This is a genomic window from uncultured Fretibacterium sp. (genome assembly GCF_938040765.1).
Lineage (GTDB): Bacteria > Synergistota > Synergistia > Synergistales > Aminobacteriaceae > CAJPSE01.
This window is the reverse complement of sequence record NZ_CALIAA010000139.1, coordinates 1-11,978: the sequence shown is the minus strand read 5'-3', so window position 1 is coordinate 11,978 and position 11,978 is coordinate 1. Positions and strand designations below refer to the sequence as shown.

The following is an 11,978-nucleotide window of genomic DNA, read 5'->3' as shown; positions in this document are numbered from 1 at the left end:
GGCGGTCGAGGCCAAATGGCAGAGGGTATGGCAGGAGAAGCGGTGTTTCGAGGCGGAGACGGACCCCTCGCGTCCCAAGTTCTACTGTCTCGAGATGTTTCCCTACCCCAGCGGAGCCCTGCACATGGGGCACATCCGCAACTATTCCATGGGAGACATGCTCGCGCGCTTTCTCCGCAAGAAGGGGATGAACGTCCTCTACCCCATGGGCTTCGACGCGTTCGGAATGCCCGCGGAGAACGCCGCCATCAAGTACAGGACCAAGCCGCACGACTGGACCTGGAACAACATCGAGCACATGACCAGCCAGCTCAAGAGCATGGGCTACAGCTACGACTGGAGACGCCGCGTCGAGACCTGCAACCCGAACTACTACCGGTGGAATCAGTGGATATTCCTTCAGATGTACAAAAAGGGCCTGGTCTACCGCAAGGAGGCGCCCGTCAACTGGTGCGGGTCCTGCGGAACCGTCCTGGCCAACGAGCAAGTGGTGGACGGCGGGCACTGCTGGCGCTGCCATTCCTCCGTCACCAAGAAGAACCTCCGGCAGTGGTTCATCAAGATCACCGACTACGCTCAGGAGCTGGTGGACGACATCGAGACGAAGCTCGGAGGCTGGCCGGAGCGCGTGCGCATTATGCAGCGCAACTGGATCGGCCGCTCCGAGGGCGCGCAGCTCACCTTCCGCGTCCCCGAGCTGGACTACACCATCGAGGCCTTCACCACGCGGTTCGACACGGTGTTCGGCATCACCTTCATCGCCCTGGCGCCCGAGCACGAGCTGGTGAGGAGGATGATCGAGCGTCTGCCTGAGGACGAGGCCCGGAAGCTGAGCGATTTCGTGGCCCAGGTGGGGGCTCAGAGCGCGATCGAGCGCTCCGACGCCGGCGCGGAGAAGCTGGGCTGCAGGACCCCCTTCTGCGGCCGGCACCCCGTCACGGGGAAGCCCATCCCCATCTGGATCGCCAACTATATCCTGACGGACTACGGCACCGGGGCCATCATGGGCGTCCCCGCTCACGACCAGCGCGACTTCGACTTCTGCCGCAAGTACGGCATCGAGGTCATCCCCGTCATCCAGCCGGAGGGCGGGCACCTGGACGGCGCGACGATGACGGCCGCCTTCGAGGACGACGGCATCGCCTGCAACTCCGGCCAGTTCGACGGCCTGCCGACGGCCCGGGCCATCCCTACGATGATCGCCTGGGGCGAGCGCGAGGGGTTCTGCAAGCGCGAGGTGAACTTCCGCCTGCGCGACTGGCTGATCTCGCGCCAGCGCTACTGGGGCACGCCCATCCCGTTCGTGCACTGCCCGCACTGCGGCGTCGTGCCCGTCCCGGAGGAACAGCTCCCCGTTCTGCTGCCCGAGGACGTCGAGGTGAAGGACGTCGGGCGCTCTCCCCTTCTGGACATGCCCGAGTGGCTGGCCACGACCTGTCCGCAGTGCGGCGCTCCCGCGACCCGGGAGGCGGACACGATGGACACGTTCTTCTGCTCGTCCTGGTACTTCAACCGCTACTGCTCGCCCGACGACACGAAGGCCCCCTTCGAGAGGGCGGACGTGGACTACTGGATGGCCGTGGACCAGTACATCGGCGGCATCGAGCACGCCTGCCTGCACCTGATCTACGCCCGGTTCTTCACGAAGTTCCTGGCGGACATCGGGATGATGAAGGTTCGGGAGCCCTTCATCAACCTGCTGACCCAGGGCATGGTGATCAAGGACGGCGCCAAGATGTCCAAGTCCCTGGGCAACGTCGTGGACCCGACGGAGATCGTGGAAAAGTACGGCGCGGACACGGTCCGGCTCTTCATCCTCTTCGCCGCGCCGCCCCAGAACGATCTGGACTGGTCGGAGAGGGGCGTGGAGGGAGCGCACCGCTTCCTGGGACGCGTGTGGCGCTACGTCGAGGAGCACCTCGACGTCCTGAGGTCCACAGGAGATCCCATCCCGATGAATCGGCTTCAGGACCCCGTCCTGCGGGACTTCAAGCGCAGGATCCACACGACCATCGAGGCGGTGACCCGCGACATCGACAGGGAGAAGCAGTTCAACACGGCCATCGCACGCCTGATGGAGCTGACCAACGCCCTCTACTCCTTCGCCGCCGAGGGCGCGGAGGCGGACGCCCTGCGGCGCGAGGCCGTGAACGTCCTGCTGAACTGTCTGTCCCCGTTCTCCCCCCACATCGCCGAGGAGCTCTGGGAGATGCTGGGCAACGCGGACCCCATCAGCGTCGCCCCCTGGCCGGTCGCCGAGGCGGACGCCCTGGCTCAGGATGCCGTGACCGTCGTCGTGCAGATCAACGGCAAGGTCCGAGCCAGGCTGGAGCTGCCGGCCGGGCTGGACGGCGCGGAACTCGAGGCCCGGGTGATGGCCGACCCCACCGTCAGGGAACGCCTGGACGGGCGCCCCGTCGTCAAGACGATCGTCGTCCCGGACAAGCTGGTCAACATCGTCGTCAAGGGCTGAGGCACCCGGGCGCTCGACATCGGCATCCCCCCATGTCCGACCCTTTCCCATGTCCCGCCTCATCGTAATCGAGGGGCACGAGGGCCAGCGCCGTCAGCTCGCGGAGCAGCTGGCGGCCCTCTCCGAAAAAGGCTTCGCCCTGGCGGGAAAGCTCGAGGCCGGCACGGCGTTCCGGGACTGGAAGGAGCTCTTTGCCTCCGCGGGCGGGCGCGGCCTGTTCGACGCCCGGACGGTCACGGTGGCCGAGGGCGCGGAGGCGCTGGGTCCCTTTCCCGACGAGCTGGCCTCCATCCTGGAGGACGGCCAGGAGGGCGACGAGGCGGAGAGCGTCGTCGTCGCGACCTTCGCGGGGGACACCCGGAAGATTTTTTCCAGGGAGACCCTGGCACTCAAGAGGATTCTCTTTCTCAAGGCGGAGGCGTCCGTACCGCCCTGGAAGCGAAAGGACTGGCTCCTCGGCCTGGCCCGGGAGCGCGGCTGCCGGCTGAACCCCGCGGCCGCGGCCCTGTTGGGCGAGTCGCTGGAGTCCCAGGAGGAGCTGCGCTCGGAGCTCGACAAGCTGTCCTTCTACGCCTCCGGCAGGGAGATCGGGGTCGACGACGTGAGGGCGCTCTCCTTCGACGAGGGGGCCAAGGCACTGCTTCAATTTCTCGACGGACTCTGTCAGGCCCGCCACGGTGAGGTGGTGCGGAGCCTGTGGCACCTCCGGTCCGATCCCTCCCCGCTGCGTCTTTTGGCCGCGTTGGGCAACCGCCTGCGGCCCGCGCTTTATCTGGCCTGTTTCCCGGAGGACGAGGCGGCGGCCCTGCGGGCCTCCGGCGGTCCCCGGGACCACGCCGTGAGGATGTCCAGGTTCGCCCTCGGGAACTTCGGCGCGGAGGCGATCAAGCGCTTCATGCTGGGGGCCGCCGGCCTCTCCTGGAGGGAGAAAACCTCTGCCGCCGGGGGCTGGCCGGACTTCGAGCTCCTCCTCTGGGAGCTCCTGCGCCGCGCCTCCGGTAAGGGACCGGGACAAAAACCGGATCGCACCCCGTCCCGATACGGCAAGAGGTAAATGTGCTACAATCGAAGCGGAAGCCGCCCTCCGCGGGCAGGCGTCCGGCCACGGGCAGGCTTCCGGGTCCGCTCTCAACATCTCTCTTATCCGCTATCTGAGAAACGGAGGCGAAGGTCGATGGAAGTACGTTTTGTGCAGCGAGGGACGGAGATCGACGACAAACTGCGAGGCTACATGGAGGGCAAGGTCTCCAAACTGGAAAAATTCTTCAGGAAGATCCTGAACAGCCAGGTGGTCGTCAGCCTTCACAAGGGGAACTTCAACGTGGAGACGACGGCCAACGCCAATGGCGTCATCCTGCGGGCGGAGGAGAACGCCAACGATCCCCGCAGGGCTTTCGACCAGGCGTTGAAGAACCTGGAGCGCCAAATCAAGCGCCACAACGACTACCTCAAGAAGAAGGGGCAGTACCAGGGCGACGCCGAGTTCTCCTTCAGCCTGGACGAAACGGTGGAGGCCCCCCTCGAGGGCATCGAGCTCCAGGACCCCGTCATCGAAAAGGTGAAGAGGATCCCCGTGCATCCCATGGACCCAAAGGAGGCCGCGATGCAGATGGACCTCGTGGGACACACCTTCTTCATGTTTCAGAACGCCGATACGGGCGACATCAACGTCGTCTACAAGCGCAAGGACGGCAACTACGGACGCTTGGAGCCCATGAAGTAAGGGCTGCGGCAAAACGCGCCACAAACACGCAGCATACGCGAGAGCGGCCCTCGAGGGGGCCGCTCTTTTGAGATACGGGCGTACCATGCGGCGCGCTCCACCACTCACTCCAGTGCCCGGCACCTAGTTGTCCCACCAGTTATGCGGGCCGCTTATAAGCGAGAAAGCAAATCTCTGATTTGCGTTTTCGAGCTTATAAGCAGACAACCGGCAAGCGTAGCGAGCCGAGTTGGTCGTTTAGATTCTTCACCAGGGGGCTTCATCAGAGGCTTCATCAGGGCCGGTCGCCTGCTGGCGTCGATGCGCGGCAATTGTGCCGCGCATCGACATAAGCGATCGACACGGCATCTGCGGCCTACGGCCGCAGAGAGCCGGTCGCCTGCTTAACGCAATACCGGCGTGACCGCCCATTTCCAGTCGCCTGGACCACACCTTCTTCCGCAAGTTCCGAAAGAAGAACCCGCCCCCTTGCCGAGCTGAGGCCGATATGCCGTGCAATTTCCCCGGTCCCAACACTCCCCTCGGAGGCAAGGAAAGCCGTGATCTTCCCCCTGTTCTCCAGGGTCTTCGCGGCCTTACCCTTGCTGCCGTTCACATCCGCTTTTTCCGCTTGCTTTTTCCGCTTGCTTTTTCCGCTTGCTTTTTCCGCTTGCTTTGGGGTAAAAGCAAGCGTTAAGACCGTGCGGTCCGGGTTGTACTGTTCCCCAATGACGGGCTCCTTCCAGCCTTGGGACTCCCACACCGCATAGATATCCGGAACGCCGCTCCCGGCGCGCTCCCCGATGCCGATCATGTTGAACATCTTCATCAGCGCCTTGTTCCGTGGGTCGGAGATGCCACCCTTCAGCATCTGCTCCCTGCCAGTGCGGATATAGCCGGGGTTCTCCATGACGATGGCGTCGCTGCCCTTCTTGACGACGACGCCCCGCGCCACGAAGAAGTCCGTGTTCACCAGACAGTTGGCCAGGGCCTCGCGGAGGGCCTTGTGAACGGGGGTATCGTCGACGCGCGTCACGCCCTCCAGCTTGAAGGGTCTCTTCAAGTCCTTCACAAGTTTCGAGTACACGAGGAAAAAGAAGTCAAACAGGTTCCCCGTCCAGTCCCCGGAGCTCGAATGCAGACGGTCCGTCCAACGAATGGAGGGGTCCAGCGTCTCACGGTAGTCCAGGAAGTATTCCGGATACTCGTTCAGGATGCAAAACTCCTCGCCGAACATCAAAAGTCCTGCCGCCGTGGGGTGCAGCCTTTTATCCGCCTCTCCCCTCTTTGCCGCGCCGATCCGCTCCAGGTATTCCTCATCGCCCAGGCTTTCCCAGACATGCCCGGTGCGGTAGGCACTGTGCCGGTTTCGGTAGGCGTGGACCGTATCCAGGTTCAGGTCGCCGATCTCGACATTCTCGAGGACCTTCATGTCGGAGGTCTCCTCCGTCTGGTCGCGAAGCATGGCCTTGATCTCGCTTCGTGTACAGTGGTAATCCCCCTCGCCGTTTCGGCGGAACGTGCCGTCAAAGAGGCTGTCGTTGATATAGACGGGCCTGACCTCGCGCTTCGCCCTCGGAACGCGGATGGAGAGGACAAGGTCCTCCCCAACCTTGCAGTCCTTCACATCCTCCTCGGCCAGGAGGTTGACGCTCACCTTTTTGCCGTCGTTAAGGACGCTCCACAGGTCCCTTCGCAGCTTCTCCACGTCCTTCGCGTCAAGCCCGGCCGTCTCGAAGCTGCCGTCCTTCTTCTCGCTCACTCCAAGCAGGATAAGGCCCCCATAGCCGTTCGCCATGGAGGAGTAGGTCTCCCAGAGGCTCTTGGGCAGGCCGCCCTTCGCCTCCTTGACCTCGAGGCGGTTGTCCTCCCGGTACTCCTCGAATTTCCCGATATCAAACTCCATGGTGTTCCCCTCCAACGACACGGAGCACAGGTCCGATATATAGGGAATATATAGGGATGGAATCCGTTATGTCCTCCGTCCGTACCACCTCAGGAGCTCCAGCGTCGCCTGGGTGGCGGCCAGCTCGCCGCGGACGACGCGCTCCTCGATCTCCGCCCGATGTTCCTTCACGGCGGCGCACTCGTAGAAGTCGCGCAGCAGATGGTCCTCCACCATGCTGTGGACCCAGGAGAGGACCTGACGGCGGCGGCGTTCGGCGAACACGCCGGACGCCCTGACCGTCTCCATGAAGCGCCCGACGACGCCCCAGAGCTCGGAGATCCCCGCGTGACTCAGGGCGGAGCAGGTATGGGCGTGCGTGACCCACCCCTCCGTCGCGGGGCGGAGGTAGTGCAGGATGCGGTCGTACTCCACCCGTGTGGCCTCCGCCTTCATGACGTTGTTCCCGTCGGCCTTGTTCACCACGATGGCGTCGGCCAGCTCCATCACGCCCTTCTTCATCCCCTGGAGCTCGTCGCCGGCCCCGGTGATGACCAGCAGCATGAAGAAGTCCACCATGTCCCGCACCGTGACCTCGCTCTGCCCCACCCCGACCGTCTCGACCAGGATGACGTCGTACCCCGCCGCCTCGCAGAGCAGCAGGGTCTCGCGGCTCTTGCGCGTCAGCCCGCCCAGGGTTCCGCCGGAGGGCGAGGGGCGGATGAAGGCGTTCGGCTCGCGCGACAGGTTCTCCATCCGGGTCTTGTCGCCCAGGATGCTGCCCTTGGTGACGCTGCTGCTGGGGTCCACCGCCAGGACCGCGACCCTGCGCCCCTCCCGGCAGAGGTCCACCCCGAGCGCCTCGATGAAGGTGCTCTTGCCCGCGCCCGGCACCCCGGTTATCCCGACCCGCACGGCCCGCCCCGTTCGGGGCAGGACCCCGGCGATGACCTGCTGGGCCAGATCGAAGTGCGCCGCGGCGTTGCTCTCCACCAGCGTTATGGCGCGGGAGAGCACCGTGCGGTCGCCCGCCAGCACGCCCTCGACATAGTCCTGGAGCGTGAGCTGGCGGCGGCGGGGAACGGGACGCGACGGGGCCGTATAGGCCATGCCGTCATGGGCGTCGTCGACCCCTCCCATGACGCGCGTGGCAAACTCGCCGCCCGCCCCGTCCGGAACCCACTCGGGCCTACCCGAAGACACGGCGGTTCAGCTCCTCCATCACCCTCTTGGCCGAGACGGGGATGACCGTCCCGGGGCCGAAGATGGCGGCCGCCCCGTGCTCGCGCAGGAACTCGTAGTCCTGCGCCGGGATGACGCCGCCGATGACGACGATGATGTCCTCACGTCCCCGCTTGCGCAGCTCCTCCACCAGCTGGGGCAGCAGCGTCTTGTGCCCCGCAGCGAGCGAGCTCATGCCCACGATGTGCACGTCGTTGTCCACGGCGTCCTGCGCCGCCTCGGCGGGCGTCTGGAAGAGCGGGCCGATGTCCACGTCGTACCCCATGTCGGCGAACGCCGTGGAGATGACCTTCGCCCCCCGGTCATGCCCGTCCTGCCCCATCTTGGCGATCATGATGCGGGGCCGGCGGCCCTCCTTCTCCGCGAACTCGTCCGTCATCGCGCGGACCTCGGCGATGATCTCCTCGTCCGCGAACTCGCTGCTGTAGATGCCGGAGATGGAGCGGATGATGGCCTTGTGGCGCCCGCAGACCTTCTCCACCGCGTCCGAGATCTCCCCCAGGGACGCCCGTGCCCGCGCCGCGTCGACGGCCAGCTCCAGCAGGTTCCCCTCCCCCGTCTCCGTCGCCCTGGTGATGGCGTCCAGGCAGACCCGGACCTTCTCGGGGTCCCGGATGGCGCGCAGCTTCTCCAGCCGCGCGATCTGGGCCTGACGGACCGCGGTGTTGTCGACCTCCAGGATCTCCAGCGGGTCCTCCTTGTCCAGACGATAGCTGTTGACCCCGACGATCTCCTCGGTGCCGGAGTCGATGTGGGCCTGACGTCGCGCGGCCGCCTCCTCGATGCGCATCTTGGGCAGCCCCGTTTCGATGGCCGCGGCCATGCCGCCCAGGGACTCGATCTCCTGGATGTGGCCCCAGCTGCGGCGGATCAGCCGGTCCGTCAGGGCCTCCACGTACCAGGAGCCGCCCCACGGGTCGATGACCTTGCAGACTTTCGTCTCGTCCTGAATGTAGAGCTGCGTGTTGCGCGCGATGCGCGCGGAGAAGTCCGTCGGCAGGGCGATGGCCTCGTCCAGCGCGTTGGTGTGCAGGGACTGGGTGTGCCCCAGCGCCGCCGCCAGCGCCTCGATGCAGGTACGCTCCACGTTGTTGAACGGATCCTGCTCCGTCAGGCTCCAGCCGGAGGTCTGGCTGTGGGTGCGCAGCGCCATGGACTTGGGATTCCCGGGACTGAAGGTCTTGACGATCTTGGCCCAGAGCATCCGGGCCGCGCGCATCTTGGCGACCTCCATGAAATAGTTCTTGCCGATGCCCCAGAAGAACGACAGGCGCGGCGCGAAGGCGTCGATGGAGAGCCCCGCCCGGGTGCCGGTGCGCAGGTACTCCAGGCCGTCCGCCAGCGTGTAGCCCAGCTCGATGTCGGCCGTGGCGCCCGCCTCCTGGATGTGGTAGCCGGAGATGCTGATGCTGTTGAACTTGGGCATGTACTTCGAGGTGTAGGCGAAGATGTCCCCGATGATGCGCATCGAGGCCTTGGGCGGATAGATGTAGGTGTTGCGGACCATGAACTCCTTCAGGATGTCGTTCTGGATGGTCCCGCTCAGGACGGACTTGTCCACTCCCTGCTCCTCCGCGGCGAGGATGTAGAAGGCCAGGACGGGCAGCACGGCGCCGTTCATCGTCATGGAGACGGACATCTGGTCCAGCGGGATGCCGGAGAACAGGATCTCCATGTCCAGGATGGAGTCCACGGCCACGCCGGCCTTGCCCACGTCGCCGACGACCCGCGGGTGGTCGGAGTCGTAACCGCGGTGCGTCGCCAGGTCGAAGGCGATGGAAAGCCCCTTCTGCCCCGCGGCGAGGTTGCGCCGATAGAAGGCGTTGCTCTCCTCGGCGGTCGAGAACCCTGCATACTGGCGCACCGTCCAGGGGCGCGTGACGTACATGGTGGGATAGGGTCCGCGCAGAAAGGGCGGCAGCCCCGGCATGTCGTAGGCCAGGTGCGGGAACCCGCGGCCGTCCGACTCCGCGTAGAGGGGCGCCACGTCGATCTGCTCCATCGTGTGGAAGAACGCCTCTTCCGGCGTCCTCCCGGTCTCCTCCCTGAAGCGGCGGCTCCACTCCCCGGCGTCGAACGCCGACCCCGCCTCCGGCGACCGAAGGTCTATCCGCGTGAAATCGGGGTCCGCGTACCGGCTCATCGAGCTCATCAAAAATACCTCCCCTCCCGGCGATCCCATCCGGAAAATCCGCCCAAAATGGACCTCTCGAAAAATCTCCCGCTCATGACAGAAGCATCCCCTTCGCTCTCTGGAATCCGGTCAGCGTCTCCAGGCAGTTGGAGCGGATGCTGATGAAGCCGTCCACGCCCGCCTCGACGTAGGAATCCTTGCAGTCGTCGGCCGGCGCGCCGGCCAGATAGACGCCCATCCCCGGGCAGCGCTCCTTGATGGCGCGGGCCAGGGGCGGGACCAGCTCCGGATAGGACGCGTCCGTAGAGCAGATCACCGCGATGTCCGCCCCGCTGGCGGCGGCGGCGGCCGCGCACTCCCCGACCTCGGCAAAGCCGTCGTTCCTCAGGATCTCGAAGGCGGCCACCTCCATGAAGCTCGCGATGAAGTCGGCGCGCGCCTTGTGCTGCGGGATCGGCCCCATGTTCGCCAGGAACACCTTGAAGTTGTCCCCCTTCTCCGCCTCGAAGGCCTCCGTGCGGCGGCGCATGGCCTCGTACTGCTCCGTCCAGCGGTGCGGCAGGATGGGCTCCACGGAAAGGGCTCCGTCCCCCTTCCGGCCCAGCGCGGCCCGCAGCTCGCCGAGCGTCGCCCCGGCGGAGGCGGCGTCCGCGGCGCTCGAGACCGTCCCGGACGCGGCCGCCCCCTCCAGCGCCCTTTCGACGGCCCCCTCGTCCCGGCCGGCACGGAATCGGCGAAGCGCCTCGGCGCGTTCGGCACGCTGCGCCCTCCGGTCCGGCTCCGCGAACTCCGGCAGGGGCTCCGCCGGATTGGGGTACATGTTGGTGCCGACGGCACGGTCGGCACGCTGCGCAAGCCTCTTGAAACGCTGCTGCAGCACGGACTGGATGTCCCGTTGGATGACGCCCTGGCGAACGCTCTTCAGGAATCCGCCCGCCGCCTCTATCCTCTGGAGCTCCTCCCAGGCCTTCCGGGCCAGCTCGTCGGTCAGCTTCTCCACGTACCAGGAGCCGCCCGCGGGATCCTCGGGCTGGAGCAGATTGAACTCCTTCTGCAGCAGCACCTGCGCGTTACGCGCGACACGGCGCGAGAACTCCGAGCCGGGCCGCAGCGCCTCGTCGAAGCACCCGACGGTCAGGCCGTCGACGCCGCCCACCACGCCGGAGAAGGCCTCCGTGGTGTTGCGGAGCATGTTCACGTAGGGGTCGTACACCGTCTTGGTGAAGAGGGAGGTGCGGCCGAAGATCTGCGCCTTCTGCGCCTCCGCGTCCCCTCCGAAGCTCGAGGCGATCTGCGCCCACACGCAGCGGGCCGCCCGGAGCTTGGCTATCTCCATGAAGAAGTTGGAGGAGAGCGAGAACTCGAAGCGCAGGCGGCGGGAGAACTCCGCGACGTCCACCCCCCGCTCCCGGAGGGCGCGCAGCGTCTCGATGGCCGAGGTCATCGCACAGGCGACCTCCTGAACGGCGCTGGCCCCCCCGTTGTGGAACACCGAGCCCCGGATCAGGACGGTACGGAGCGGCGTCTCCCGGTCGCGGGCCCAGGCGAACGTCTGCGCCATCTCGCCGAACAGCGCGTCGAGCCCCGCAGGCAGACTTCCCCGTTCCAGCAGGGCCCCCAGGGGATCGGCGCCGACGCAGCCCGCAACCTTCCCGAGGGGAAAATTCCTCTTCGCCGCAAGGGCGTCGAGCAGGGCGAGGAGGGGCAGGGCGGACGCCCCGGCATGGATGTACAGGGGACGGCGCGCCGGCAGGTCGCCCAGGAGCGCGTCCAGGTCGTCGAGCGACGAGACGGAGACGCCGCCGTCCTCAACACCCTCCGAGTCGGCATCCAGCCCCTCCCGCGTGCGGCCGTCCAGGACGAAGGCCACGGTGGAGGCCCCGCGGTCGAGCTCGTGCACGATCCCCTCGTGGGCATCGCCGGGCAGGGTCTCGTCGCAGAACTGGGCGATCTCCCACGGGCGGCAAAGGTTCCCCGCCGCGGAGGCCCCGCGCAGGGGATAGGAACCCGGAAAGGTCCGGGCCGCCCGAAGGTCCTGCGTGTCCGACGCCGTATAGAGCGGATCGAGCGTGATGCCCTCGTAGGTGGAGGTGTACATGGCCTTTTCGAAGGGAGCGCCCTTCAGGGCCGCGACGGCCGCCTCCTTCCACGCCTCGTAATCCGACGGGACGAACTCCCCGAAGTCGACCTCGGGCAGCGGCTCCGGAGCCGTCCGCCCGCCGCAGTGGTGCCCGTCCTCCGATTGCCTTGCCTTTTCGCTGCTCATACGATATTCCCTCCAATGCATGATGCCGGAGCTCCAACACACACAACCGGGAAGGCCATAAACAAAACCCTCCCGGAGAAATCCTCCGCACTGCCGGGTTCCACCGCCCAAAAACGCAGGGGGAACCGTCATCCTTCCGGCTTCTGCGGAGCCCCCCGGCCCGAGGCGGACCGTTCCCGTTCCTTACCGGGATCCCGATTCGCCGAAGGCCGCTCCGCTCTCTTCCATTATATCAATACCTCGAAGGCGAGGCACAAAGATTCCCGCTTTTCCGCA

General features: G+C 66.2%; 7 protein-coding genes. 3 read left to right on the top strand and 4 right to left on the bottom strand.

The window, feature by feature from the left end; translation table 11 throughout:
- From leuS to raiA, 3 genes are all read left to right on the top strand, one after another.
- Positions 1–2,473: leucine--tRNA ligase (gene leuS / locus Q0176_RS05245; protein ID WP_299299946.1), on the top strand; the 2,473-nt coding region annotated here is incomplete at its 5' end.
- A 49-nt stretch (positions 2,474–2,522) separates the two neighbouring features.
- Positions 2,523–3,527: a hypothetical protein gene (locus Q0176_RS05240; RefSeq protein WP_299299944.1), complete on the top strand. Its 1,005-nt coding sequence runs from the start codon at positions 2,523–2,525 to the stop codon at positions 3,525–3,527.
- 120 nt (positions 3,528–3,647) lie between these two features.
- Positions 3,648–4,196, top strand: a complete 549-nt coding sequence (gene raiA / locus Q0176_RS05235) for a ribosome-associated translation inhibitor RaiA (RefSeq protein WP_299299942.1) — start codon at positions 3,648–3,650, stop codon at positions 4,194–4,196.
- A gap of 355 nt (positions 4,197–4,551) precedes the next feature.
- On the opposite strand, the gene Q0176_RS05230 is transcribed toward raiA, so the two are convergent.
- The 4 genes from Q0176_RS05230 to Q0176_RS05215 all read right to left on the bottom strand — a co-directional run bounded on the left by Q0176_RS05230 (position 4,552) and on the right by Q0176_RS05215 (position 11,702).
- Positions 4,552–6,081, bottom strand: a complete 1,530-nt coding sequence (locus Q0176_RS05230; protein WP_299299940.1) for an RNA-binding domain-containing protein — start codon at positions 6,079–6,081, stop codon at positions 4,552–4,554.
- Positions 6,082–6,147: 66 nt separating this feature from the next.
- Complete coding sequence (meaB, locus tag Q0176_RS05225; RefSeq protein WP_299299938.1) at positions 6,148–7,263, bottom strand: methylmalonyl Co-A mutase-associated GTPase MeaB; 1,116 nt, start codon at positions 7,261–7,263, stop codon at positions 6,148–6,150.
- Positions 7,250–9,454, bottom strand: a complete 2,205-nt coding sequence (scpA, locus tag Q0176_RS05220; protein ID WP_299299936.1) for a methylmalonyl-CoA mutase — start codon at positions 9,452–9,454, stop codon at positions 7,250–7,252. Before scpA ends, meaB begins: the two co-directional genes overlap by 14 nt.
- A gap of 73 nt (positions 9,455–9,527) precedes the next feature.
- The gene (locus tag Q0176_RS05215) at positions 9,528–11,702 is read right to left on the bottom strand and encodes a methylmalonyl-CoA mutase family protein (RefSeq protein ID WP_299299934.1); all 2,175 of its coding nucleotides are present in this window, start codon (positions 11,700–11,702) and stop codon (positions 9,528–9,530) included.
- Between the last annotated feature and the right edge of the window lie 276 nt (positions 11,703–11,978).